Origin of the sequence: Novosphingobium gossypii (assembly GCF_050433305.1) — a bacterium.
GTDB lineage: Bacteria > Pseudomonadota > Alphaproteobacteria > Sphingomonadales > Sphingomonadaceae > Novosphingobium > Novosphingobium gossypii.
Genome location: NZ_JBNPXM010000008.1, coordinates 174837 through 201435, shown reverse-complemented (window position 1 = coordinate 201435; position 26599 = coordinate 174837). Strand labels below are relative to the sequence as shown.

Here is a 26599-nt window from a genome sequence, read left to right as displayed (position 1 = left end):
ATCAGCGCCTCACCACGCCGAAAGTTTTGATGCTCTGTTCGACGCCGTCGTTGCCGACGATCATCTTGCCGATGCCGGGATCCATCGCCGTGTTGACCGTCGCCAGCGTCGGCTTGCCCGCTTCCGGCTCAACCAGCCGCGGCGTGGCGACGATGATGAGTTCCTGGCGTTCTTTCTGGTTCTGCTGCCGCTTGAAGAAGGCGCCCAGCACCGGAATGTCGCCCAGGAACGGCACCTTGTCCTTGGTGACGGAGCTGTTGGAATAGTTCAGCCCGGCGATCACGAAACTCTGGCCGCTGCCAAGCTCCACCGTCGTTTCGGTGGACCGACGGCGGATGCCGGGAACGGTGTAGCCCTGCAGCTGAACGCCGTTGTTGTAATCCAGTTCGCTGACTTCGGGCGCCAGCTTCAGCACGATGTTGCTGTCGCTCAGCACATAGGGCGTCACCGAAAGACGCACGCCGAATTCCTTGTACTGGATCGAGATGGTGTTGCCGTTGCCGCCGGTGTTCTGCGGCACGGGCACCGGAAACTCGCCGCCGGCTAGGAAGCTCGCCTGCTCGCCCGAGCGAACCAGCAGGGTGGGCTGAGCCAGCAGTTCGGACAGACCGTTGGAAGACAGTGCGCTCAATACCGCCCCGATGCCCCGGTTGCGGCTGGACAGGAACAGGTTGAAGGCGCTCTGGATCGGTGCAGAGGCATCGACGCTGAGGCCCGTTCCGCCGAACGAATAGTTGCTGAGCGTGCTGGACGGGATCAGCGCGCCCTGTATGTCGCCCGAAAGCTTGGCAAAGCTGAACCCCAGCGCCTTCAGCGTTGAAGAAGAGACGGCAGCGAACTGCACATCGACTGCCACCACCTTTTCCCCCGCGCGCAGCGGCCCGGACGCAGTGGAATACGCGGTCGGCGGCGGATCGACATGGAACAGCGTCTGCCCGATCATCGACCCGTCGGACGCATAGACGTTGAGCGCCGCGTCGCCCGCGCCTTTCCCCGAAACGCGCAGCGACTGCGCGGTTGGGGCCGAAACCGCGATCACGTTGTCGCGGCTGACTTCGATGCGGGCGATGGAGCGGGTGAAGTTCAGGGTCCGCGCCTCGTCCACCTGCAGGGTCCGCTGGTCCTGTGCCGCAGCGGCGACGGACGTCAGCGCCGAGCAGGCGAAAAGCCCGGTTGCGATCAGCGCCTTCATTGCCCGCCACTCCCCGAATAGATGGTTTCGCTGTTGCCGCCCACGACCAGTTCGATGGCGTGCGGCGCGGGCGCCGTCCTGCGCGGCCTGGGTGCCGGCGGCGGGGCCGCCATGCGCGGCGGCGGCGCTGCGGCGACGGCCATGGGGGCGGGCCGTGCCGCTGCCGACGGCGCTTCAAGCACGGACGCCACCTGCGCGGTCGCCACTTCCTGCTTGTCTTCGGGATTGCGCAGCGACAGGTAGAGCGCCCCGGTGCTCTTGGCGAGGGAGAGTTCGGAAACCTGCTGCGGGGTGAGCGCCAGCGTGAGATTACGCGCAGGAGGGGGCGGAGCCGAAACCGCGCCGGTGACGCCATCCTTGACCGCTTCGCCGACCACCACTTCACCTACCGCAAGGACAGGCACAAGCTGCAGCAGCGTGCTGGAGCGGCTGCGACCGCTGCCCCGTGCGCCGCCGATGGCGTCTTCTCCGGGGTAGACGACCTGAACATCCACGCGGTCTCCGGGGCGTACCTGTCCGGCGACGGCGATTTCCGCCGTCGTGTCGATGCTGATCGCGCGCATTCCTACCGGAACGCGGATGGCCAGCTTGCCTTCCTGCTGCAACGCTTCACGCGGGATCAGCAGATTGGCGCCGATGTCGCGCGTCGCCACCCGACCGATGACTTCGGCAGGTGTAGCCGCGCCAGGAAACCTGGCTGCATCATAAGGGGCATTACGTATCATGTCGGCAGTGATCGTCTCGCCGATCCGGACAGCGCGCGTCGTCGTGGCGAGCACGATGCCAGTCGGCTGCGACGCCCCCGCAGGCATACCCTGCACCGGTGCTGCGCGCGGTGTAGCGGATCGTCCAAGTTCGCGAATGCCGAGCACGCCGAACGTCGTGGCCGCAACCAGCCCCGCGGCTATCGTCAGCTTCGCCTTCGAACCCAGGCGCATGCAATTCCCCTCTTGCCATTGCGCTTACGCAACGGAGCACAGCCCAGAGTGCCCCCAAAAAGCCGAACCGTGCCTTGCCGGGACAGGATCGCCTTCATTCCTGAATGATAGCGCGGTGTGGATTCAGCCGTTCATGGAGAAAAAGCCGAAGCGAAGGGATCATCCGGCGGGCGGCGGTTGTGTTTTGGCACGCAGAACTCCGCACATTAACCTATGTATGTAATTGCCCCGGAATGCAGGTTTCTGCCCGCAAGTTCATGTATTCAAGTAACCTTCGCTTTGGTTCTTTTCCTCATTTGCGAACTGAAGCCCGGCATTAAAAATAATAACTTTCAAAATGCGCGCATGGGTTGTCGACTTGCGCGCGTCGATGGCTCATATCCCGCAGATTCGCAGAGACATTTCGCGATGGCAGCAAGGACTTGCGCGCTTCATGTGGGAGCAACGCCCCTGCTGGCTGCTTATGCAACCATCGGCGCAACGATGGTCTGGAGATGGTGATTAGGATGGCAACGACACGCTCGTACAGGAGGCTGCTGCTTGCTGGGCATATCACCGGCAGCAGGATCGATATCAGCCGGGCCGGCCGTGCCTGGAGTGCCCGCTCATAACCCGTTCTGTTGGTTCTCTGGGCCTGCGAGGGGGGAACGATGCCGTTAAGCTCTATCCTGCCGTCATGGCGCTTTGCGCGACCGTCCTGGGGCTCACTGCCACCGAGACGTCTGGCGCCGGAGCTATTGCGGCGTCCTCGGCAGGGGCGCTGCTGATCCTGCGTCACCCCGCGCTTACGATCGGCGCAATCGTGGTCCTGCTGTCCGGGCTGCTGTGGAGCCCCGGCATCGGCAGCTCAGCGTTTTATTGGACGGACGTGGCGCTGCTGTGTCTGGCGGCGCTGCTGCCACGTCGGATGGTGCCTGCCCTGCTGAATGCTCCACGCTGGTCCTGGCCAATGGCGATGGCGTTGGGCGCGCTGTGCCTGGCCGCCAGCTTCCACGCTCCCGCTCCTGTCCATGTACCGCTGGCCATCATGGCTTCGTTATGTGCCGCGTTCATAGGGGCCGGTATCGCGCGCCATCTGGCAGTGGTGGACGCAAGGCTGCTGGCCTGGGGGGAAGGCGGCATGGTCGAAGTCACGCGTGATCTGCTGCTTGGTCGCATCACCAGCGGGATGCTGCATGATCTGGCGCAACCGCTGAATGTGATCTCGATGGCGAACGCCAACATGGATTATATCGTCGGTCGGCTTGAGATCGACGAGGAAAGCCGCCGCCAGATTCAGGAACGCGTGGCCCGCATCGCAAGCCATACCGAAGGAGCGGCCCATATCCTCAGCCTGTTTCGCTGGTTTGGGCGCGACGGGCGTGAAGGCGACCGGCCGCTGACCGTGCGCAGCGCGCTTGACTGCGCGATCGCCACCACCCGATCAAACGTCCGCCATTACGGCGTCACCGTGAACATGCGCGGCAACGCCCTGGATGAACTGGTACCTGCCCAGTACGGCGCGCTGCAGATGATGGCCGTGGCCGCGCTGCTGAGTGCCTTCGGCAGCTTCCTGGGCCCGAACGGCGCCAAGCAGCGGGGCGAAGTGCTGCTCCACGCCAAGACCACGCCCGCACATGTCGTGCTGACCGTGGAATGCATCGATGATGAGGGGCAGCCGATCCCGGCCCGCCGGATCGACGAAGCCACTCTATGGCTGGTGCAGCAGGTTGCCCGGGATACCCTGGGCGATTTTCGCTGCGTAGTGCGCAGCCGTCAACCGGTGCGGTTCGTCATCCGTCTTGGACGGCAGGATCTCTGACGGCTTATCCGGTCTGGCCCAGCAGCGGCAGGTCGATCGTTACGCAGGCACCCTCCGCTTCGCCGGGATCCAGACTGACCCGCCCATCGATCTTCCCCAGAACCTGCCTGCAGATGTGCAGGCCCAGCCCCGTTCCCACGCGCGGCTTGGTGGTGAAGAACGGCTCGAACGCCGAGCCCGCAAGATCCTTCGACAGGCCACCGCCATTATCGCTGATCCGGCACAGCACCCGGCCGTTCCCCACGTCACAGCGGATGACGATGCGCCCCGTACCGGCCCAGCCGCCTTCCTGACGTGCCTCGATACTCTCCACTGCATTGCGCAGGATGTTCACGAAAACCTGCTCCGCCTCTATCTGGCAAACGCCCACTTCGGCGCGCACACGGGCATCGCGATCGTCGATCTCTATGCCGCTGGCGTCGAACAGCGGCCGCAGGAACCGAACGGCGTTCCCTACCGTCAGGCCCAGATCCGAACTGACCTTGCCCAGGCTGTTCCCCGAAGCGTAGGCCAGCGTGTGGTCGATGATGGTCTGTGCGCGTTGAACCTGCTCGGCAATGCGTTCAACGGCCTTGGCCATCTGCGCCTGCTTTCCGGTTCCCAGCGCCAGCATCATGCGCAGATTTTCGTTGGCTATAGCGATCGAGAACAGCGGCTGACGCAATTCGTGCGCCAGCGCAGAGCTTTGTTCCCCCAGATCCGCGAGCCGGGCCCTGGCGGCGATGGTGTCGAACTGTCGCCAAGCCTCGGCACGGTCGCTGTCCGTGTCGGCGTGGAAAGCGTCGCGCTCGGTCGGTTGGCACATCGCGCTGTCAGGCCCGCCGCGGGTCCATTTGTCGATGTCCCGCTGGGTGATTTCGTTGGGCTTCACTGGACGCCCCCTTCCTCTACGGCAGCTTCGCCCAGCATCTGGAGAAGCGTGCCGATCAGCAGTTGTGGCTGCACCGGCTTGGTCAGAACCAGATAATCGGGCGTGGCTGCGTCCATGTCTGCCGTGATCTGGTCCCCGGTCATGAAGAGAAAGCGAAAGTCCCGTCTGCCAAGCTGCGCATGTTCCCGCACGCGAGAGACAATCGACAGGCCGGATTCATGTCCCAGTCGCACGTCGCAGGCCAGAACCCTGATGGCGGGATGCGCCTCGAGCGCGGCAATCGCCTGGTCGAGGTTGGACACCCCGACCGCGGGGATTCCGTGAAGTTCCATGAAGGTCAGCAGCTCTTCGACGATCGCACTGACATCGTCGATCAGCAGCACCACGGCCTCATTGTTGCTCATGCAACGTCTCTCTTCTTTCCCCCTCCAAGCCTGGACTTCTTCAATCCGGACTTAATTGATACCACTTAGGTTGTTTCCAGTTTCCAAATCAATAACGGCTGAGAATAATCCCCCGTAAGCAGCAATACGTAACCGTGCAGCAGTCAAGCGCAGCTGCGATAGTCCCTCACTGCCAGACGCGGCAGGGTCAACGGACGAAAATCGGCCTTCGATCTTGCGCCCGATCCTGCACCTGCGTCCAGAACGCTGATCGCGCCCGAGATCATTGCTGCGGCCACCAGAGCCTCATCATCCTGCAGCAATTCCAAAGCGATACGAAGGAGGTCGCGTGCACGGCTGGTATCTTCGGTCATGACATTCCCCTGCTACAGAAAAGCCCTCAATCAGATCGGAAAAGGGGGTGGCCCACGGCAGGGCCGCCCCCTTCCCACCCGCCTCGTCGTTCGAGGTCGGGCTGCAGCGTGTCCGCCCAGGGAGAGGGCAACGTTCGGCGGACACGCCCGCTATCGGTTCAGCGTCCCGAGACGCCCCCCAGCAGCCCCCCGACCAGTCCGGTCACGGGAGCAAGGGCCGTACCCGCGCCACCTGATCCGGCACCCGTGCCGGTGCCGCCCAGAAGGCCCGACACCGCGCCCGTGACGGGAGCAAGAAGGCCCCCAGCCCCGGAGCCGCCAGTGCCACCTCCTGTCGCGCCAAGCAGTCCGCCGACTACGCCCGTGACCGGTGCAAGCACCGATCCCGCGCCCGCCTCACTGCCTGCCCCGGTCACGAGGCTGCCCACTACGGTGGTGACGGGAGCTAGGATGCTTCCCGCACCGCTTTGGCCGCCGCCGCCCAGAAGGCCGCCGACTACGCCGGTCACCGGGGCAAGCACGTCGCCCGTACCGGTGCCGCCCGTAACACCGCCAAGCAGACTGCCGACGACGCCGGTCACCGGCGCCAGGACGGATCCTCCGGCCTCGCCCGATCCGACCCCGCCGACCGCCTGGCCCAACGTACCGTTCAGCGTGCCAAGCACAGGGGACACGACCGCATCGACGGCGCTTGTAACCGGTGCCAGCACCGGAGACACGCCCTCGGTCAGTTGCGTGACGCCAGCGCCCACCTGTGCGCCCAGTGCCGCGCCAACGAGGTTGCCGACAGGGGCAAGCCCCTGCGCGACGCCTGCTGCCGTAGTTGGCAGGGTGACGTCCAGAACGTTTCCGTTGGCAAGGACGTCCGCCGTCACCAGTTGTCCGGAGACGAGGCCGGGATTATCCGACAGGACGTTGACGCCTGCCAGCGTGCCGCTGGTGCTCGGCCCGGTCAGGACCGTGTTGCCCAGATCGACGCCGAGCAGCGGCCCGGTATAGGACGGTGCTGCGGCACCGCCGTTTCCGGGAAGGCTTCCGGTGATGCCGTCGATCAGGCCGCCCAGTTGCCCGGTGACGGGGGCAAGCAGACCGTTGTTCCCGACGACCGGCGCCAGCACCGCATCCACTGTGCCCAGTATCGGCGTGGTCACCTGACTAACGGTGGAAGTCACGCCGGCAACCGTCGGCGCAAGGCCGTTCGTCACTTGCGTAACTGCCGAGCCGACCTGATCCCCCAGCAGAGCGCCGGTGAGCGAACCAACAGGCGCCAGCGCGTTCTGGGCCTGCTGCGTGGTGGTCGGCAGCGCGACGCTGACCACGTTGCCGCTACCCGTCAGAACATCGACCGCAAGCGATCCACCGTTCGGCGTGGCGGTGTCCGGGTTCACATTCACGTCGATCAACGTACCCGACCCACTGGGACCAAGAATGGGTGTGCCGCCAACGCTCACGCCCGCTGCCGGGCCGGTATAGCTGGTGGTCGGGCCGGTTGGGCCCGTCGGGCCTCCAGGACCAGTCGGGCCTCCAGGACCAGTCGGGCCTCCGGGACCAGTCGGGCCTCCGGGACCAGTCGGACCTCCGGGACCGGTTGGACCTCCAGGACCGGTCGGACCTCCGGGACCGGTCGGACCTCCGGGACCAGTCGGACCTCCGGGACCGGTCGGACCTCCGGGACCGGTCGGACCTCCGGGACCAGTCGGACCTCCGGGACCGGTCGGACCTCCGGGACCAGTCGGACCTCCGGGACCAGTCGGACCTCCGGGACCAGTCGGACCTCCGGGACCAGTCGGACCTCCGGGGCCAGTCGGACCTCCAGGGCCGCTCGGATCAGTCGGGCCGTTAGGCCCGGAAGGACCGCTCGGCCCCGATGGCCCCGAGGGACCGGACGGAGAGCCGCCGCCGCCCGCGCCTACGCGAAAGCCTACGCCGTCGGCGCAGGCTCCAAGCAGCAGCAGCGGGATGGCCGTCGCACATAGCAGGATATGCCTTGTCGACCGGCGCGGGAGTTTACGTTGCATCGTGTTGTCCTCCATGAATTGCCCAGTAAGCACAGGCTTAGGCACATGCCGGAGAGCACATCGCGCGCAGAAGCAGCCGTCCCGGCGGCAGGCTTGCGGTGGAATGGAGCAATGAAGTTGGCGGCTCTGGAAACCTCCCGGTGGAGCAAGCAAAACACCTCTGGAAAGCCGTTTCAGCCGGCATCAGGCCCGGCAGCTCCGCGTCAGGATGTGAAAAGGCCCCCTCCAGCATGCAAACGGGGTTTGCGCCTGGAAGAGGGCCATGGAACCGGAGTGAAGGTGATTTATAGCCGCAATCGCGTCGACCGGCCTTGGACGCGAGCCCTGTGCGTCAATCCTCGGCGCGTTCTTCAACCGTATCGTCTGCAGGCTCGACGAGTCGCGCGCGGCCATCCATCACCGCCGCCCGCAGCGCTGTGAGAACCTGCTCTAGATCCGCATCATTGGCGATCGTCAGTTCCACCGACAAGCCGTCCTTGATGGGGCGCAACCTGCCCAGCCGGGAATCTCCCAGAATGACCGCCATATCGTTGCCCCGGCCCGGGGCGCCTTCGGCAGCGGCCTGCTTCAGCCGGGTCAGCACGGTTGCCGCAGGGATCATGCGTTCGTTGGCGGCGGCAAGGCGCTGTTGTTCCTGCCCGATGGCAGCAGCAGCCACAAGCAGCCGTTCGCGCTGCTCAGGGCGGCGCAGAAGTGGCGTCAGGACTTCGGAATGGCGCACGCGCAGTTCTTCTCGCGTGGCGAATGCATCGACCACGGTGTCAGGCATCTGCGCCAGAGACAGCAGGCGGCTGAGCTGGCTGTTCGACAGGTTGAGCGCCTCAGCCATGCGCGACTGCACGCCGCCATAGAACCGATCGACGGCGCTTTGATAACTGCGCGCGCGATCAAGCTCGGTGATGTCCTGCCGCTCGCGGTTTTCGATGTCGGCAAGCCTGAACGCCTCCTCGTCGCTGAGGTCCACGATCATGGCGCTGAGGCGGATTTCAGGCCTTCCGTTGTGGTTGAGCCAATCGACCGCGAAACGCCGGCGGCTGCCGACCAGCAGCTGATACGGCAGGTCCGAACCGGGCGGGTTGTGGCGGATCAGCACCGGAATGCGGTTGCCGTCTTCCTGCGCTATGGATTCGATCAGCGAGCGGCAGCTTTCGGGTGAAAGCCCAGGCTGGTCGCGCGGATTGCCATCCCAGACGGAACAGTCCGCAGGCCGGATGGATACCGCAGTGCGTCCCCGGCCCCCCCCTTGCGCAAAGCCAGCCAGCCGCTGATCCAGGCGCGACAGCTCTTCCCCTTCGACGCGCAAGGCCTCGGCCGGATCCGGCTCGTAAGACAGCGTCGTCAGAATGTCGCGAACAAAGCTACCCATCGCATGTCCCCTGCTGCCATGACCCGTGGACCCGTCATAGCGGAAGGTAATCCGGGCCGCCCCGCCGAACTATGTTCAGATCGGCTCTATCGCGATACGTTCGGACGCCGACGCTTCAGAAGCGATGGTTCGCCGTGACTGCAAAGGCATGGATGCGGCGGTCATTCGCGAACTCGCCCGAGTAGGAAAGACGCAGCGCGGTACGTTCGCCATGCACTGCACTGATCCCTGCCCCCACGACCGCACCATCGCGGTCGTAATGGGTCGATGGGATCGTGAAGATCGGTATCCCGCCCGAGAGGAACACTGCCTCGATCCGGCTTTCCGGGCGCGACCGCAGTTCCCGTTGCCATTGCGCCTCCACGCTGGGCCGAAGCTTCCATGCGCCCTGACCCAAAGTGGCCGAGGCTCGAAGACCCAGGCTGCTGCGCACGGATTCGGTCTTGAACCTGGCGACGGCCAGCGCCGCCGTACCGCCGCTTTCGACAAGGCCGCCAAGATCGGCATAACGGTAATGAAGCCCGGCGAAAGGTTGCGCCCGAAGGACGCCGAGCTTGATGATGCCACCGGCCTCCGCCGTTGCCGCGGCGTTATCGCCGTTCGGCCCGGACTGCAGCCGGTCGCCGAAACCGGTGAAACTGACCTGACGACGCAGCTTGTACCAGCTGCGCGTGTATCCTGCCGTCGCATCGACGTAGAACCTGCCGTTGGTGTAACTGGCGTAAGGCGTGATGTTGGCATTGAACAGCGTGCTTCGCGGCTGCTGGCCGCGATCCAGGTTGGCATCGATCCCGTCGATGCCGATGGACGTGCCCACGATCAGGCCGGGAACCAGCGAGACATCGAACCCGGCGCGGATGGATCGGCTGTCGAAATTGGCGCGGGGACGATCCAGCCTCGCCTTGTAGTTCCCCTGCTTCAGACCATAGCTGACCATGGCGTTGATCGTGCGGTCGCCGCTTGTCGGCACATTTGCGGACGCGTCCAGCGCCAGTTCGCGGCGCTGCGCCAGGTAGCCGCGAATGTCGCGGTCGGTGGCATCCATCGACTGCACCGACAGACGCGGCATCAGGCGGTAGGCCGCCGGGGTCAATTGCCCCAGCGCATTTGCACGCGCCGCGGCATCCGGCAGCGCATCGAGGCTGTTTAGGAGCGGCCGATAGACACCGCCCGCAGGTTCTCTCACCGTGTCGAGCGCTGCGCCTATGGCTGCCTGCCCGGCGGAACGCGCATCTGCCTCATAGGTCTGCGCCGAGGCTGGGGACGCTAACACTCCTAATGCAGCGCCAACTGTCATGACTGCCAGAATGGCGCGGGTCATCGGGTCCGAAATGGCATGCCGCAAGATAGTCCTCCACATGTCGCGGGGCCTTGTTGCATGGCCCGATGCCCTTGATCGTGGCGGCGGCGGCGGCACGATGCCAGCCGAACTGGCATCAAAGCGGGCTTAAGTTCATTTACGTAACCTTGCGGCGCATCCCACCTCACCACCAGCATTTTCAGCGCCTTTTTTCATTCCTGCCTGCCTCCTACCGCCGCTTTGCGCGGAGCAGCGCTGGTGTTGCGCAAGGTGAGATATGACGAAGAGCGAAGCAGCCAACACGGACATGATCGCTGATGGGAAGATTGCCCCGGGGCTGGAGAAGTGTACCGGCCGCAGTAGGGCCGCCAAACCGCGTCCTGCCTCGGGCAACTCGCGCGCTGCTCGACACGGACCAGTAAGGCATGGGCGGGCGGTACAGAGATGTTCGGTGTCACGCAGTCTGCATTTGTTTTGCGGGTTGCGGGCGCTGGGTATCGTAAGCCGCGCTCCACTTACGCGGACGTTGCGCAAGACCAACCCGGCGAACGGTCCGCTCTGAAACTACGGCGTTTGGGTGAAATGGATAGGCGGCTGGGCGGCCTGTTAGCCTTGGCCCAGACTACCTCTGCCTAGCGCCAGTTCGGCCCCTCGACCCACGTCACCAGGCTGCGGCGAAGGCCTCCTGTTACAGGCAAAACCCGGTGCTGCAGGAACGATGGAAAAACGAGGAGGCTTCCTCTGGCCGCGAACGTGGCACCCGGACTTTGAATGCCGAAGAACTCGAAATCGCCGCCTTCGTAGTCACTGGGCTCTGAGAGCTGGACGACCACCGACAGCTTGCGGGCGAAAGGCCGGGGCGATTCCAGCCACACATCTTGGTGCCAGTCATAGTGACCTTTGTTGGTCGCACGATATTCAGTGAACTGGATTTCATAGGGCGCTACAATATCGACGCCGAAGTTGGTGCGATTGGATGCAGTTACAAAGCTGAGAATGCGCGAAACCAGATCAACTTCTCGCGCCGCGTCCAACCAGCGGATCGTGGATGTTCGATAAGCCAGATCACTGCGCAGCGATTCCGAGAATCCAACAGTAGCTTCGGCCTCCGAGTATTTCCGCGCGCGATCGACGATCGTGTCGCATTCCTCGCTGGTTAACGCTTGCGGCCAGACTTCCCAGACATTGCGCATATGACAGCCCTTCGCCCGCGGTTTTGCGTTTACGCAAAACGATTATAGCGTTCGTGCAACACTAAAGAAAAATCGCGCCTTTCGGCTCATTCTATCGAATGGTGACTTGACTGGAACTGCCAACTGTGCCGTCGCGGTCCATCCTCTGAGCGGCGTGATTCTTGCGCCTCCGCCGGCAGATGCTAGCGAAAAATCCTGCGCAACAATTCCATATACTGGTCGCGCCCGCGAATTGGCGAGAGCACCATCGACATAGGCGAACAGGGTCAGCCCTCTGCTAGCGTTCTTCGGTCCCAATACCCGCAGCGACAGTTCTGCCGCGCCAGCCACCGCCTTGTCCGCAGTCAGGAAGCCATCGCGGAATGCGAGACCAGCGCCCTCGCCACCGAGCACGAAGCGTTCGGTCGTGGGAAGTCTGTCAGGGCTATACTGCCCCCTGACCGTGACTTTGCCCGCTAGCCGCGCTCCCAGTTCCTTGACGAAAGTACCTTGTACGTTGGCCTTACGGAACGCGGGCCGGGAATAGCCTTGGATGGGCCGAGCCCCTAGCCCATCGAAGCCGTGGCTGAGCGAAAGGGACACGCCGTAGCCACCGGTTTTTCCGATCGCGGACCAGCTTGCCCCAAGGCGCGCGGCGCGGGTTCGGAAACCTCCGAAGGCGGTGTCCAGGTAATAGTTGTCGCTGTTGGTCGCATCGACCGATGCGGTCAGCGTCAGGTTGCGCTTGTAGCTGCGGATAAGCGGATGGGCGATGACGATGCCCGCCTGTTTCGCTTCGCCCAGAATGCCGAGGTCGCGGGTCCGGGTCCGGACATAGGCCCCCGTCACACCGATGGTGGTTCCGCTGGACCCGATCGGGGTCTGATGGCTGGCGGTGTAGAATTGGTAGCGGCTGGGCTGCAGGGGCAAATAGCCCGAAAGCCGCGTCGTGTCGCCTTCCCGCAGCAATCCGTTGATGGCCACAGCCACTTGCGCCTGTGCGCCAGTCGTCACGTTGAACACGCCGCGATTGTTGACGTTCAGCGCGATCTCCACCTGCTTGCGCTTTACTTCGAGATCAAGCGCCAGTTCGCCGGTTCTTGCAGTGCCGCGCAGCTTCGCCTGCACCGTTTGTCCGGGGATGTCGCGTAGCAGCGACAGGGTCCGTTCGATGGTGGACTTGTGCGTCGGCGTTTCGCGCATCAGCCGCTGCGCATGCGCATCGATCAGGCGCTTGGGCATGCTGGGGCTTTCACCCGATAACGCGTACTGAACGATGCGCCCTTCGACGACGCGGATCGTCAGGACGCCGCCCGCCCCCGACTGTGCGGGAATGCTGACGGCATAGAATGCGATGTCGCTTCTGGCGTAAGCGGCGCTCACTGCGTCCGCGAGTTTCTGCAGCATGGTCCGGTCCAACACCGCCCCGATGAACGGGGCTGTCGCCGCGTCGAGGGTAGCCTGCTTCAGCGTGGCCCCTTCATAGCGTACCTGCGTAAGCCGCACCTGCACCGCCGACGATACGTCTACACTGACAGGCGCTGCCGGAAGGTGTGCGGGCGCGGCGGGACGCAGGATCGTGGGATCCTGTCTGTCCAGCCGATCGCGGTCGATCGTCGTTCCGTCGCTGATCGGAGGCACGGCCCCCTGCGCCAGCGCCGGAACCGCCGCGAACATCGCGACGACGCCCATGCCGAGAAGCCCGTATCTGAACCGGGCTCCCTTTGAAAAAGCGTGCACTGTGCCGCAGTGCCGCCTGCTGTCGTTTGCTGCCCTCGTCACGTTGCTCTGCCTTCGTCCCTGGCCTCGGTGTCGAGGCGGGATACCCCTGCGTGAAGATTACGAAGCGCAGGGCGGCATTCACGCGCAATCGCAACCGCTCCGAGTGCATCGGATGCGGACGACGCGCGGGAAATGGGGGTCAGAACACGAAAACGAGGGCCGGAACGCCGAAAACAGGGCGTCACAGGCACGCAACGTTCGGATTTCGGCGCAGCGGACGTGGATGAACCGGGCGATGGCGAGCAATCGGCGTCCGCCCGGTCGCCTTCGGATCGGCTGCAATAGCGGGCAGCCCTGCCTTTTCAGGGCTGCCCGCAGGTCAGGCGGTCAGCCGGCCGGCATGCCATGCGATGTGGTCGGCCATGAACGTGGAAATGAAGTAGTACGAATGATCGTAGCCTTCCTGCATCCGGATCGTTGCCGGCTGCCCCGCCGTTTCGCAGGTTTGCGCCAGAAGATGCGTCTTCAGTTGCTCGTCGAGGAAGCCGTCCGCCGTGCCCTGATCCACCAGCAGGTCGGGCACGCGGGCGCCATCCTCTATCAGCGCACAGGCATCGTAAGCCCGCCACAAGGTGCGGTCAGCGCCCAAATAGCCCGTCAGCGCCTTGTCCCCCCACGGACACGCCAGCGGGGATACGATCGGCGAAAAGGCGCTGACCGAGCGAAACCGCCCGGGGTTGCGCAAGGCGATAGTGAGCGCGCCGTGCCCGCCCATCGAATGGCCGGTAATGCCCTGCCGCGCCATGTCGGCGGGAAAGTGCTGGGCCAGCAGTGCAGGCAATTCGCTTTCGACGTAGGAGCGCATGCGGAAATTCGCCACCCACGGTTCCTGCGTCGCATCGACGTAGAACCCCGCCCCCTTGCCGAAGTCGTAGCCTTCGTCATCCGGCACGTCGTCTCCGCGCGGCGACGTGTCGGGTGCCACGAAGATCATGCCGTGACGGGCGCAGTGTTCGCGAAACTCGCCCTTTTCGGTCACGTTGGCGTGGGTGCAGGTCAGGCCGGAAAGGAACCACAGCACCGGCAGCTTCGCGCCCGGCGCATGATCGGGCACGAACACTGAAAAGGTCATTGGCGTCCCTGTTTCCGCGCTCTGGTGGCGGTACACGCCCTGGACGCCGCCGTGGCTGCGGTTGCTGGATACCGTCTCCAAAGTCATCGCCGCGCCCCCCGATCAGAAGACCACGACCGAACGGATCGACTTGCCTTCGTGCATCAGGTCGAAGGCGGTATTGATTTCCTCCAGACCCATGACGTGGGTGATCATCGGGTCGATCTCGATCCTGCCGGTCATATACATGTCGACGATCTTGGGCACGTCGGTGCGGCCCTTTGCGCCGCCGAACGCGGTGCCGCGCCAGTTGCGCCCGGTCACCAGCTGGAAAGGTCGCGTTTCAATCGTCTTGCCCGCTTCGGCCACACCGATGATGATGCTGGTGCCCCAGCCGCGATGGCATGCTTCCAGAGCGGTGCGCATCACTTCGGTGTTGCCGGTGGCGTCGAAGGTATAATCGGCGCCGCCATCAGTCATCAGCACGATCTTCGCCACGATATCCTCGCGGCTCATGCCCTTGGTGTTGAGGAAGTCGGTCATGCCGAACTTGCGGCCCCACTCCTCACGGTCGGGGTTGATGTCGACGCCGATGATCTTGTCCGCGCCTGCCAGCCGCGCGCCCTGGATGACGTTGAGGCCGATGCCGCCGAGGCCGAACACCACCACGTTGTCGCCGACCTGGACCTTGGCCGTGTTGATGACCGCGCCCACGCCGGTGGTGACGCCGCAGCCGATGTAGCACGACGACTGGAACGGCGCGTCCTCCCGGATCTTGGCAACGGCGATTTCGGGTAGGACGGTGAAGTTCGAGAACGTCGAGCAGCCCATGTAGTGGTAGATCGACTGCCCCTTGTAGCTGAAGCGGCTGGTGCCGTCCGGCATCAGGCCCTTGCCCTGCGTGGCGCGGATCGCGGTGCACAGGTTGGTCTTGCCCGACAGGCACGACTTACACTGGCGGCATTCGGGCGTGTAGAGCGGAATGACGTGGTCGTCCTGCTTCACGCTGGTCACGCCGGGGCCGACGGCGCGTACGATGCCTGCGCCTTCGTGACCGAGGATCGAAGGGAAGATGCCTTCGCTGTCGAACCCGTCCAGCGTGTAGGCGTCGGTGTGGCAGATGCCGGTCGCCATGATCTCGACCAGCACTTCGCCTTCCTTCGGGCCTTCGAGATCGACTTCGACGATCTCAAGCGGCTTCTTCGCCTCGAAGGCTACGGCGGCGCGGGTCTTCATGCGGGCATCTCCATATGTGCTGCAGACCTTCTAGCGTCTTGCCTTATTGTCGTTAATGGGCTTGTTGAGAAAAGCATTATAACAGGGTGGAAAAGATGATCGGCGCCTGGGACGGAATCGAGGAGTTCGTGACCGTGGCGCGCAGCGGCAGCTTCACCGCCGCCGCCCGCGTGTTCGGGGCTTCGGTAACCCACATGAGCCGCGCGGTCAGCCGGCTTGAGGCGCGCCTGGGCAGCCAACTGATCCACCGCACGACGCGATCCGTCAGCCTGACCGAGGCAGGCCGCATCCTCTATGATACCGGCAGCCGCCTGATTTCCGAACGCGAGGATGCGATTGCCGCAGTCACCGCGCAGGGGGCCCCGCGCGGGAACCTGCGCATCACCTGCTCCTATACGCTGGGAGAGCGCTTCATCGGCCCGGTCCTGCGTGAATATGCGACGCAGCATCCTGCCCTGTCGATTTCCTGCGACCTCGACAACGACGTGGTGGACCTGATCGGACAGGGCTACGATCTGGCTATCCGCACCGGGCTGCTGGAAGATTCGCGCCTTGTCGCGACGCGGGTGGCATCGCGGGCTATGGTCACCGTCGGGGCGCCGGAGTACCTTGCACGCAAGGGACGCCCGAACAGGCTTGCCGATCTGAAGGAGCACGACTGCCTCGTCGGGTCGGCTTCGCTCTGGCATTTCCAGCGGGGCGAGACGTTCCGCCCCGAAGGGCGCTGGCGCTGCAACAGCGGCACCATGGTGCTGGAAGCGGCGCTGGCGGGCATGGGGCTGTGCCAGCTGCCCGCGTTCTACGCCGCCGCCGCCATCGCGCAAGGCACGCTGGAGGAAGTCCTTGGCGAGGAGTGCCCCGACAACGAGCCGATCTGGGCGGTCTATCCCCGCCCCAAGCACCTCTCCCCGAAGGTGAGCATGCTGGTCGATCTGCTGCGTCGCCGGTTGCCGTCGCTGCTGGCAAGCGGGCTCGCGCGATAGGGACTACTGCGCAGCGGCAGGACCGCCCCCCAGTGCCTTCACGAAGGCCACGCTCGCCTGCATTCGCTGTGTCTGCACGGTGATGTAGGCCCGTTCCGCCGCAAGGGCATCGGTCTGGGCGGTCACCACGTCCAGATAGTCCGATGCACCGTCGCGATAGCGCGACATGGCGATGTCGCTGGTGCGCTGGGCGGCGTCTGCGGCGTCCTTCTGCGCCACGGACGCGTCGGACAGGTGGTGCATGGCTGCCAGTGCATCCTCCACTTGTCGGAATGCAGTGAGAACGGTTTGGCGATAGTCCGCCGCCGTCTCGTCATACTCCGCGCGCGAGATGCGGACCTGTGCCGAACGGCGGCCACCGTCGAACACGTTGAGCAGCGCCGAAAGCGGCCCCAGCGACCAGAAAGTGTTGGGCGTGGTCAGCAGCGAGCCGTTGGTCGTCTGCCATCCTCCGGTCGCGCCCAGCGACAGGCTGGGGAAGAACGCCGCCTTAGCCACCCCGATCCGCGCGTTAGCGGCGAAAACCCGGCGTTCGGCGGCGGCAATGTCGGGCCGGCGCTGAAGCAGTTCGGACGGCGTCGCCGAAGGCGGCGCGGGTGGAGCAGGCATGACCTGGGCTACGGGCACGCCAAAGGCCGACGCCACTTCGCCGACCAGCGCGGCGATCTCGTGCTCGGTCGCCGCGCGCTGGTTGGCGATGGTCGCCTCCTGCGCGCGCGCATTGCCCAGCACCGTGCCTGCACGGTTGACGTCGATCCCGGAGGCAACACCGCCGGCATGGCGCTTGGCGGTAAGATCGTAAGCGCGGGTGAAGGCTTTTACCGACTCGTCGAGGACACGCGCCTGCGCATCCAGTCCGCGCAGCCGGAAATAGGCGTCCGCCACCGCCGCCTGCAGGCTGAGTTGAGCCGAGGCGAGGTCGGCAACGCTGGCGGCAGCTTCTGCCCCGGCGGCCTTCACCTGGTTGCGGATACGGCCCCAGAGGTCGAGTTCGTAGTCGATCGACCCCCCGGAGACATAGTTGTCATATTCGCGCGCCGAACCGGTGCTGAGCGGTCGGTTGGCGGACACGCGATCGCGCGAAGCCTGCCCGTTGACGCCGATCTGCGGGAAGAGCGCCGAGGCATCGACCCGCGCCGTCGCGCGCGCCGCGTCGTAGCGCGCCAGCGCGGCGGCCAGCGTCGGGCTGGCCTTGGCCGCCCGGTCTTCCAGATCGGCAAGAACGGGATCGTCGTAGACGCTCCACCACAGTCCCCTGCCCTCTTCGTCACGGGGCTGCGCGGCGGTCCATCCGGCCACTTCTTTGAACTGCGCTGGCGCGGCGGTTTCGGGCGCGTGATACTCGGGTGCCATCGAGCAGGCGGACAGCAGCGCCGCCAATGCCAGCGCCGCAGCGCCGGTCCTGCCGGGCCGACGGTCAGCCATTGGCCTTGGCTCCCTTCGCATCGGGCGCAGCCACCCGCACCTGATCGCCGGTGCGGATCGAGTCCGGCGGGGAATCGACGACCTTGTCGCCGCGGCGCAGGCCGACCGAGATCAGCACGGTCTTGCCTTCGTCACGTGCGATCGTCACCGGCTTCACCGTTACACGGCCATCCTTGCCCAGAAGGACGACGCTGGGGCCGTTCTCCGTCGTCAGGATGGCACTGCCCGGCACGCGCAAATCGGTACTCTGGCCCTGAATGTCGAAGTGCACATGCGCGAACGCTCCCGGCTTCAGAGCGCCGTCGGCATTGTCCGCCTGCAGTTCCACCAGCATCGCGCCCGACTGTGCGTCGACCGAGTTGGCGCTGCGGGTCAGCGTTGCCTCGATCTTGCGGTCGGCGAATTCGGGCAGGCTGAGGTCCGCCTTCATCCCGGCGTGCATCTGCGAAGAATAGACCTGCGGAACGCGGACGTAGATGCGCATCCGGTGCACGTCGGACACGGTGAACAGCGGCTGCGACGCCGCGTTGCCAGCCACAACCAGCGCGCCGATCTGGGCCGAACGGCTTGTCACCACGCCGCTGAACGGTGCAGAGAGCTGCGTGAACCCGTGCAGCGCGTTCAGTTCGCGCACACTGGCGAGCGCAGCATTGGCAAGCGCGGTCTTGGCCGCCAGATCGCCTGCCTTCTCGTCCGCTTCCTGCTGCGAAACCGCGTCCTGCGCCAGCATCGCGTGCCAGCGTTTGGATGTGGTCGCGGCAAGGCGCTGGTTGGCCAGCGCGGTCTGGTAGTCGGCCTTGGCCTGCGCCAGCCGCTGGTCGATCTCGGGCGCGTCGAGCACGGCCAGGGTCTGGCCGGCCTGCACGCGATCGCCGATGTCGGCCAGCCAGCGGCGGACATAGCCGTTGGTCCGCGCGTTGATCGCCGCGCTGTTATAGGCCTGCACCGTTCCCGGCAGCACCAGCCCGTCGCCGCTGCCCGCCTGCGCAGGCGAAATCACGCTGACCGTCGGCACGGACGCATCGGCGGCAACCGCCTCAAGGTCGTTGGTGGCGCTGATGCGCGACGCGATGCCGAAGCCGACGATGGCGATCGCGATGACGGCGGCGCCGATGCCGACCTTCCTGAGCGTAACGCTCGACGGTCCGGTTTCGGCGACTGTGGTTTCAGGATCAAGCATGGCTGGGCTGCATTTCCATCGAACGGGTCTGCTCGTCGCCATGGCGGCGGCGGTGGACGAAGCTGAACACTGTGGGGACGAAGAACAAGGTGGCGATCGTGGCGCAGATCAGGCCGCCGATGACGGCGCGGCCCAGCGGGGCGTTCTGCTCGCCGCCCTCTCCCAGCCCGAAAGCCATCGGCGCCATGCCGATGATCATGGCAAGCGCGGTCATCAGCACCGGGCGGAAGCGCACCAGCCCCGCTTCGATCGCTGCCTCCGTGGCGTCGCCCAGCTCGGCCAGCTTTTCGCGGGCGAAACTGACGACCAGGATCGAGTTGGCGGTGGCCACGCCCATGCACATGATCGCGCCGGTAAGCGCCGGGACGGACAGCGTGGTGCCGGTGGCGAACAGCATCCACACGATGCCGGCAAGGGCCGCGGGCAGCGCGGTGATGATCACGAAGGGATCGACCCAGCTCTGGAAGTTCACCACGATCAGCAGGTAGATCAGGAAGATCGCGCCCAGCAGCCCGAAACCAAGGCCGGAAAAGGCCGTGTTCATCGTCTGGTACTGGCCACGGATCGTCACCGTCGCGCCCTTGGGCTGCTCCTTTTCGAGCGAGGCGATCGCCTTCTGGACCTCTGCCGCCACCGCGCCCAGATCGCGGCCCTGCGTGGTGGCGTAGACGTCGAGCACGGGCTGGATGTTGTAGTGCGAAACGACCGGCGTGGTGCTGGAACGCGTGAGTTGCGCCAGCGCCCCGAGCGGCTGCGTCGGAATGCCCGCCGCGCCGGAGACCGGAATGTCGGCCAGCGCGTTGATGGAGCCCACCTGATATTCGGGCGCCTGCGCCACCACCGGGTAGGACACCCCGTTGTCCGGATTGACGAAGAACACCGGCGCGGTCTGCGATGTGCCTGCAAGCGAACTGGCAAGGCTGGTGGTGACGTCACGCTCGCTCAGGCCGTACTGGCCGATGCGTGACCGGTCTACGTCCACATCAAGCTGTGGCGCGCGTTCGGGCTGCTGCAGGCGCAGGTCGGCAAGGCCGGGGATGCGGGCCAGCTTTGCCATCAGCTTGTGCGCATATTCGCGCGAAGCGGCGGCGTTCTTGCCGGCGATCTGCACGTCGATCGGCGATGGCGAGCCGAAATTCAGAATCTGGCTGGTGATGTCGGCGGGCAGGAATGCGAACGTCACGCCCGGAAACGCGCGCGGCAGCTTTTTGCGCAGTTCGTCCACGTACCGGTCGGTGAGCGCGTGGCCTTCCTTCAGCGTGATGAGCATGTCGCCGTCCTGCGGCCCGATCGTGCCGGAATTCGAATAGATCGTGTTGATGGCGCTGAGCGGAAGGCCGATGTTGTCGGTGACGGTGCCCAGCTGATCTGCCGGGATGATGCCGCGCACTTCGCGGGTGATCCGTTCGAAATCGGCGGCGGCGGTTTCGATGCGGGTGCCCGACGGCAGGCGCACGTGCATTGCGATCTGGCCGGAATCGACGCTGGGAAAGAAGTTGCTGCCCAGGAACGGCAGCAGCCCGAACGATACCACGACAACCGCCAGGAACCCGGTCATGAACCCCTTGCGTGCGCGCAAGGCACCCTTGAGCAGGCCGATGTAGGTGGCCCGCACCTTCTCGAACCGCGCCTCGAAACCGCGCTGGAACCTCACGAAGACGTTGCGCGACTGCGGCGTCCCGGCGTTATGGTGGTTTTCCCCTGCCGGCTCATGCGGCTTGAGCAGGTACATCGCCAGCGTCGGCACCAGCGTACGCGACAGGATGAAAGAGGCGATCATCGCGAAGACGACCGAAAGCGCCATCGGCACGAAGAGATAGCCCGCCACGCCGGGCAGGAAGAACATCGGCACGAAGACGATGCAGATGCACAGCAGCGACACGAAAGCCGGCGTGACGATCTGGGCAGCGCCGTCGAGGATGGATTCGACCACGCCCTTGCCCTGCTCCAGATGCCAGTTGATGTTCTCGATGGTGACGGTGGCGTCGTCGACCAGGATGCCGACCGCCAGCGCCAGGCCGCCCAGCGTCATGACGTTGAGCGTCTGCCCGAACATCGCCAGTGCGATGATCGCCGCCAGCACCGCCAGCGGGATCGACAGCGCGATGATGACGGTGGAGCGCCACGAACCCAGGAACAGCAGGATCATCAACGACGTCAGCGCCGCAGCGATCGCGCCTTCGTGGATGACACCGCTGACCGCCGCCTTCACGAACAGCGACTGGTCGCCCACGGTCAGCACCTTCAGCGTGTCCGGCAGGGTCTGCTGGATGTCCGGCAGCTTGTCCTTGACGCCGTTGACGATCGCCAGCGTGGACGCCGCGCCGTTCTTCAGCACGGTCAGCAGCACCGAGCGGCTGCCGTTGACGTGCACGACGTTCTGCTGCTGCGCACTGCCATCCCGCACGAAGGCAACATCGCGCATGTAGATGGTGGCGCCGTTCACCACGCGCACGGGAATGTCGTTGAGCGCCTCGATCGAGCTGGGTGAGTTGTTCAGGCGCACACTGTATTGCGTGGCGCCGATCTTCACGAAGCCGGCAGGATTGATCTGGTTCTGCGCAGCGATCGCGTTCCCCACGTCCTGCGCCGAAAGCCCCCTCGCCTGCAGCGCCTGCGGGTTGAGGTCGATCTGCACCTGCCGCTGGCGTCCTCCCGACGGAAACGGCATGGCAAGGCCAGGCACGGTGACCAGATTGGGCCGGACTTGGTTCTGGCCGATATCGAACAGCTGCTGCTCGGACAGTCCCTTGCCGGACAGCGCCAGCTGCAGGATCGGAACGGTGGAGGCGGAATAATTGACGATCAGCGGCGGCGTCGAGCCGGGCGGCAGTTGGCGCAGGATCGTCTGCGAGATCGACGTCACCTGCGCCGTGGCCGTGCGAATATCGACGCCGGGCTGGAAGTAGACCTTGACGATGCCGATGCCCTGATAGGACTGGCTTTCGATATGCTCGATATCGTTCACCGTCGTCGTCAGCACACGCTCGAACGGAGTCACCATGCGATCGGTGACGTCCTGCGGCGGCAGGCCGGAATACTGCCAGGCAATCGCGATCACCGGCACCTTGATCTCGGGAAAGATGTCGACCGGGGTCCGCCATGCAGCCAGAATGCCGCCCACCGCTATCAGAATGGCCATGACGATGAACGTCAGCGGGCGGGACAGGGCAACTTTGACGATACCGATCATCGACTTCTCCATGCGTCGCGAGCACGGTCGATCCGGGCCTCACGACCCTGTCAGCGTCATCCTCTGCCTTGACCCGTCACACGGCGATCCGCGAATGTACCTGCCCCGTACATGATTGCGCGGTTCCGGTGGCCGGAACAGGAAACACGGACAATAACCCGCCCTTTTGACTGGGATCGGTGTTTGTCGGCCGCACGCAGGGAACACCCTGCCCCGCGCCGATGCGCGCTTGGATATTTTCTGTCCAATATATATACGCGCTCGATTGATATGCCGTGCATATTGATCGGAGCAAATTTTGGAACTGAGGCATTTGCGCTATTTCGTGTGCGTCGCCGAAGAGCTGCATTTCGGAAATGCGGCGCAGCGGCTTGGCATTTCGCAGCCGCCGCTCAGCCAGCAGATCCGCGCGCTTGAAGAACAGCTCTCCGTTCCCCTGTTCGAGCGCACCAGCCGCAGCGTCCGGCTGACCGAAGCGGGTGTCCACTTTCTCCCCCAGGCGCGCGAAACACTGGCGCAGGCGGACCGGGCAGCCCGGATAGCGCGACTGGCCCAAGCGGGCGAAGTCGGGCGGCTAAGCCTAGGTTTTTCCCCGTCCGTGCCCTTTACGCCTTATGTCGTCGATGCACTGGCGCGGTTCCGCGTGGACTACCCAGCCGTGGGCATCGAACTCAACGAATTGCCCGCAGAAGAGCAACTGGCCGGAGTGGAACGCGGCACCATCGACATCGGCATCCTGCGCGCCTTTTCACCGCTGATCCTGCCTCCTCGTCTGGAGGCCGTGGCCTTGCAGTGCGAGGGCATGATGGTCGCCATGCGACACGACCACAGCCTTGCTGCTGCTGGACGCCCTCTTTCGCTGTCCGACATTCGCGACGAGCAACTGGTTCTGTTCGGTTCGATGAACGGGGCGGGCTTCAACGAAATCCTTGCCGATCACTGCGCCCGGCTGGGGTTCCGCCCCCAAGTGGCGTTGGAGGCAGGCAGTTTCGGAACCTTGGTGGGGCTGACCGCCGCGGGCCTCGGCATCACCATCCTGTCCCGCTCGCTTGCGCGGATGAATGTCGACACGCTGGTGTTCCGCCCCATCGAAATGCCGTTCTCCAGCCATCTGGTGATGCTGCTGCGCCAGGAAGCCTCGCCGGCAACGCGCAATTTCCGTAAGCTGGTTGAGCTGCACAACGCCTGATGTCAGGCCGCAACGGCACCGAGATCATCGGTCACTCGCCTTCGGTATTGCTCCGCCGACGGGCATAACTGACCACGAAGGCATCCCAGACGCGCAGCCATTCGGTTTCCTTGCGACGGCGCGCAATACCGGGGAACCCTGCGCGGAATGCATCGGCCATCTGGTCCACCGCCCAGGGATGGCCCTTCTCCAGACCGATCTTGCGAAATGCCGCTTCGCGGTCGCCAAAACTCATGCTGCCACTGGGGAATGCCAGCAGTGGGGCCTCTTCCTCATCGGTTTTAGCAGGCTTGGGAAGCACCGATGATCTCGGTGCCTTTTCCGCGACCGGCGCCCCCAGCAAGCGAAGATGCGCTCCTACCAACTTGCGCTCAAGCGGCGCCGGCGACGGATGAAGCACCACCTTGCGCCCCGACAGATCGACGTTGGCATTGGGATAGACCGCCGACACCAGCTGCATAGTCTCCCGCACGGTCTGGCGAAAACGCTTGCTGTCGGCGTCGTTGCCCAGATGCCGCGCCAGCTGGTCCCACGAGATCGTCTGCCCCTTGTCGCTGACGATGCGTGGCAGGCGGTAGGCCAGATAGGTGTAAAGATCGAGCGCAGTGGGTGTGCCCTTGAGTTCGCGAATCGCGACTTCGTTGAGCGGCACTGCGTGGTCGATCAGGTGCGCATAGAAACCCTCGGACATGCGAATTTCGCGCGCAAAAGCCCCGTTCTTTTCCAGCGATCCGGCGTATTCGTTGGAGATCTTGACGTCGCGCACGGCAAAGGCGTTGTCGCCCGCATCCGTACCATCCCAGCGGATCTGCCATTCGCAGGCCAGCAGGCGGTCGACCTGCTCGCGCATCCTGTTCGCCGTGCCGCGAGGCCCGTAGGACACCGTCTGATAACCTAGGCGCCGCATCCATTCGGTGAAGTTCCGCCCAAGGTAGACGTCCCGCGATCGCTTGGTCACTGCCTGAGACAGCAGATAGATCAACGCGACGCGGGGATAGGCGCCATAAGGCACACCCAGGCTGCGCAGGACGGGCTTGCCATCCACGGTCTGAAGGACTGGGCGCGGATTGATCGCCAGCGCATACTTGCCGTCTTCACGCAGGATCGGCTGCGTCTCGTCCTTGGGCCGCTTGGTCGGCAGCGACATGGCACACAGGGCAGAGTGCAGGAATGCCGGTACCGGCTCCTCATCATGGACGCGCAGAAAAGCGTCCATGGTGATCTGCGTGCCTGCTTCCCGAGCCAGCGACCGGACCCGCGCTTCTCCTCCATCAAGCATGGCGAGTGCGTACTGATGTCCGATCGGTTTGATACTATCCCCGTTCATTTCGCCCTGACCTGCTCCGAATCGGGAAGCGCTTCCGTCCCATTTAGACAACAGGTTCCGCGCCCTTTGGCAAGTCCATTGGCAGTTTCGACGGGTTTGAGTGGTTGAAACCTACAATCGGACCGATGATCTCGGTGCGCCATGCGGCGAGCACGGAAATTTCATAGCTTTTTCAATTTCAACCGATTCGCGAATCGGATTTTGATTAGGGATTCTTGTAATAGGTACGCGCTCCGAGATCATCGGTGCTTTCGGCTCCGAGATCATCGGCATAATGCACCGCATTCATCGGTCGGCACCGAGATCATCTGTGAAGCCTTTTCCAACGCCGCCCGCTTGTGGAAAACCGCCACTGGCCCCGGCCCGCGAGCTTGGTTCGGCGACATTTGGCACCGAGATCATCGGTCATCTTCGTGCAGCGCACCAGTCTGATCATGGCCTGCTCGCGAATCGGCTCGGAGATCATCGGCCATTTTGTAAGACTGATGGACGATCGTTGCTCGAAACTTCCAACGCGGGTATCGTGGTGGCTCAAACCCACAAGACGGTAGATATGGCCACTCATCCTCGCGAACCTTCCGCAGACGCAAATGGCGAAGAACTGCTCGACGATAGCCTGGGGCTTCTTCATCGCAAGGCGCTTACCATCCTCAAGCGTATTCGCGACGGGGCCCTTGATCCCGAGACCGGCCACAAGGTTGGCCCGTCCTTCGCGATATCAAAGGCGGCGTCGCTGGTAGGGCGCACCGCTTCTGCGATTCGCGAGGCGGAACGCGACGGGCGCCTGCCGGAACGCGACCGCACTGCGTCGGGCCACCGGGTTCAATATAGCCTGGAAGAACTCGATCATATGCGCGCCGTCTTCGGCACCCGTCCCTGGCGGGCGCCTGACGATACTCCGGCGATCATCTCAGTTTCCAATTTCAAGGGCGGCGTCGGCAAATCCACCTTGGCGCTGCACCTTGCACAGCATTTCGCGATCCGCGGCTACCGGGTGCTGTTCATCGACTGCGACAGCCAGGCCAGTTCGACGATGATGTTCGGTTACCGCCCCGATGTCGACCTCGGAGAGGACGACACGCTTTATGGACACTTCCACAACCCGGAACTGCTGGGTGTGCGTTCCATCATCCGCAAGACTCACTTCTTCGGGCTCGATCTGATCCCTGCCAATCTCAAGCTCTACAATCTGGAGTATGAGATCGCCGGTTATCTTGCGCAGAACCAGAGCTTCGACATCATCGACATCATCGCCCAGGCAATCGACGAAGTGGTCGACGATTACGATATCGTCATCATGGACCCTCCGCCGGCCCTCGGCATGGTGTCGATGGCGGTGCTTCAGGCGGCGAATGCGATGGTCATTCCGGCACCGCCCAGCGTGATCGATTTCGCCTCCACCGTCTCCTTCATCGACATGGCGCGGACGACGATGAAGCAGCTTGAACAGCTGGGCGGCCGATTAAAGCCGGCGTACAATTTCATTCGTTTGGTCGCCAGCAGGGTGGACGATAGCAAATCGATGCATCGAGAAATTCTGTCCATGATGCGGCAGGTCTTCGGCGGCTCGATGATAGGGTCAGTGCTTAAGGTGAGTGCGGAAATCGACAATGCCAGCTCCCGCATGAAGACCGTTTACGAACTGGATCGCCCGGTCACTTCCCATGAGGTCCACAACCGCTGCGTCCGCTTTCTCAACGATGTCTGTCACGACATTGAGCAGGACGTGCTGAGGTCGTGGGACAGCCGATCGAAGGACTTGGATTGAAGCGTTGCCACGTGGCAACGGACATGAGAATCGTTTTTGATCAAGATGTA

20 protein-coding genes are annotated in these 26599 nt (G+C 64.3%); 4 read left to right on the top strand and 16 right to left on the bottom strand.

Translation table 11 applies throughout. From position 1 onward, the window contains the following. Window position 1 precedes the first annotated feature (1 nt). Together GGR40_RS15755 and cpaB are read right to left on the bottom strand one after the other, a co-directional pair. A complete protein-coding gene (locus GGR40_RS15755; protein ID WP_429277190.1) occupies window positions 2-1192 on the bottom strand; it encodes a type II and III secretion system protein family protein in 1191 nt (396 codons plus the stop codon). Continuing rightward, window positions 1189-2130 carry a Flp pilus assembly protein CpaB gene (gene cpaB / locus GGR40_RS15750; RefSeq protein WP_429277189.1) on the bottom strand — a complete coding sequence of 314 codons (942 nt, stop codon included), beginning with the start codon at window positions 2128-2130 and terminating at the stop codon, window positions 1189-1191. The genes GGR40_RS15755 and cpaB overlap by 4 nt, the downstream gene beginning before the upstream one ends. Window positions 2131-2806: 676 nt before the next feature. Here cpaB and GGR40_RS15745 point away from each other — a divergent pair. Beyond that, window positions 2807-3931 (top strand): sensor histidine kinase, encoded by a 1125-nt coding sequence (locus GGR40_RS15745; protein WP_429277188.1) that lies wholly within the window; start codon window positions 2807-2809, stop codon window positions 3929-3931. A gap of 4 nt (window positions 3932-3935) precedes the next feature. Here GGR40_RS15745 and GGR40_RS15740 read toward each other — a convergent pair whose 3' ends face one another. From GGR40_RS15740 to GGR40_RS15695, 10 genes are all read right to left on the bottom strand, one after another. Further along, complete coding sequence (locus tag GGR40_RS15740; protein WP_429277187.1) at window positions 3936-4802, bottom strand: sensor histidine kinase; 867 nt, start codon at window positions 4800-4802, stop codon at window positions 3936-3938. Continuing rightward, window positions 4799-5206 carry a response regulator gene (locus GGR40_RS15735; protein WP_429277186.1) on the bottom strand — a complete coding sequence of 136 codons (408 nt, stop codon included), beginning with the start codon at window positions 5204-5206 and terminating at the stop codon, window positions 4799-4801. The genes GGR40_RS15740 and GGR40_RS15735 overlap by 4 nt, the downstream gene beginning before the upstream one ends. A gap of 143 nt (window positions 5207-5349) precedes the next feature. Next, complete coding sequence (locus tag GGR40_RS15730; RefSeq protein ID WP_429277185.1) at window positions 5350-5559, bottom strand: hypothetical protein; 210 nt, start codon at window positions 5557-5559, stop codon at window positions 5350-5352. A 158-nt stretch (window positions 5560-5717) separates the two neighbouring features. After that, on the bottom strand, window positions 5718-6953 hold the full coding sequence (locus tag GGR40_RS15725) for a hypothetical protein (protein ID WP_429277222.1): 1236 nt from the start codon (window positions 6951-6953) through the stop codon (window positions 5718-5720). Between the two features lie 955 nt (window positions 6954-7908). Continuing rightward, a complete protein-coding gene (locus GGR40_RS15720; protein WP_429277184.1) occupies window positions 7909-8943 on the bottom strand; it encodes a ParB/RepB/Spo0J family partition protein in 1035 nt (344 codons plus the stop codon). A gap of 115 nt (window positions 8944-9058) precedes the next feature. Beyond that, on the bottom strand, window positions 9059-10216 hold the full coding sequence (locus GGR40_RS15715) for an autotransporter outer membrane beta-barrel domain-containing protein (protein WP_429277183.1): 1158 nt from the start codon (window positions 10214-10216) through the stop codon (window positions 9059-9061). Window positions 10217-10875: 659 nt separating this feature from the next. Next, the gene (locus GGR40_RS15710; protein WP_429277182.1) at window positions 10876-11436 is read right to left on the bottom strand and encodes a 2OG-Fe(II) oxygenase; all 561 of its coding nucleotides are present in this window, start codon (window positions 11434-11436) and stop codon (window positions 10876-10878) included. A gap of 42 nt (window positions 11437-11478) precedes the next feature. Then, window positions 11479-13107: a ShlB/FhaC/HecB family hemolysin secretion/activation protein gene (locus GGR40_RS15705; RefSeq protein ID WP_429277181.1), complete on the bottom strand. Its 1629-nt coding sequence runs from the start codon at window positions 13105-13107 to the stop codon at window positions 11479-11481. A 409-nt stretch (window positions 13108-13516) separates the two neighbouring features. After that, window positions 13517-14356 carry an S-formylglutathione hydrolase gene (fghA, locus tag GGR40_RS15700; protein ID WP_429277180.1) on the bottom strand — a complete coding sequence of 280 codons (840 nt, stop codon included), beginning with the start codon at window positions 14354-14356 and terminating at the stop codon, window positions 13517-13519. Window positions 14357-14371: 15 nt separating this feature from the next. Then, on the bottom strand, window positions 14372-15484 hold the full coding sequence (locus GGR40_RS15695; RefSeq protein ID WP_429277179.1) for an S-(hydroxymethyl)glutathione dehydrogenase/class III alcohol dehydrogenase: 1113 nt from the start codon (window positions 15482-15484) through the stop codon (window positions 14372-14374). Between the two features lie 95 nt (window positions 15485-15579). Here GGR40_RS15695 and GGR40_RS15690 point away from each other — a divergent pair, with 95 nt between their 5' ends. Beyond that, window positions 15580-16467, top strand: a complete 888-nt coding sequence (locus GGR40_RS15690; RefSeq protein WP_429277221.1) for a LysR family transcriptional regulator — start codon at window positions 15580-15582, stop codon at window positions 16465-16467. 3 nt (window positions 16468-16470) lie between these two features. Here the strand turns inward: GGR40_RS15690 and GGR40_RS15685 are convergent, their stop codons facing one another. Genes GGR40_RS15685 through GGR40_RS15675 form a run of 3 tightly spaced genes read right to left on the bottom strand, consistent with a single transcriptional unit; the run spans window position 16471 to window position 22265 of the window. Continuing rightward, window positions 16471-17892 (bottom strand): efflux transporter outer membrane subunit, encoded by a 1422-nt coding sequence (locus tag GGR40_RS15685; RefSeq protein WP_429277178.1) that lies wholly within the window; start codon window positions 17890-17892, stop codon window positions 16471-16473. Then, the gene (locus GGR40_RS15680) at window positions 17885-19072 is read right to left on the bottom strand and encodes an efflux RND transporter periplasmic adaptor subunit (protein WP_429277177.1); all 1188 of its coding nucleotides are present in this window, start codon (window positions 19070-19072) and stop codon (window positions 17885-17887) included. The genes GGR40_RS15685 and GGR40_RS15680 overlap by 8 nt, the downstream gene beginning before the upstream one ends. Continuing rightward, on the bottom strand, window positions 19065-22265 hold the full coding sequence (locus GGR40_RS15675; protein WP_429277176.1) for an efflux RND transporter permease subunit: 3201 nt from the start codon (window positions 22263-22265) through the stop codon (window positions 19065-19067). Before GGR40_RS15675 ends, GGR40_RS15680 begins: the two co-directional genes overlap by 8 nt. A gap of 298 nt (window positions 22266-22563) precedes the next feature. Between GGR40_RS15675 and GGR40_RS15670 the strand changes: the two genes are divergently transcribed. Continuing rightward, entirely contained in the window at window positions 22564-23454 is an 891-nt protein-coding gene (locus tag GGR40_RS15670; protein ID WP_429277175.1) for a LysR substrate-binding domain-containing protein, read from the top strand. A gap of 31 nt (window positions 23455-23485) precedes the next feature. Here GGR40_RS15670 and GGR40_RS15665 read toward each other — a convergent pair whose 3' ends face one another. Continuing rightward, window positions 23486-24781: a replication protein RepA gene (locus GGR40_RS15665; RefSeq protein WP_429277174.1), complete on the bottom strand. Its 1296-nt coding sequence runs from the start codon at window positions 24779-24781 to the stop codon at window positions 23486-23488. 553 nt (window positions 24782-25334) lie between these two features. On the opposite strand from GGR40_RS15665, the gene GGR40_RS15660 reads away from it, so the two are divergent. Further along, window positions 25335-26549, top strand: a complete 1215-nt coding sequence (locus GGR40_RS15660; protein WP_429277220.1) for an AAA family ATPase — start codon at window positions 25335-25337, stop codon at window positions 26547-26549. Window positions 26550-26599: the final 50 nt, after the last annotated feature.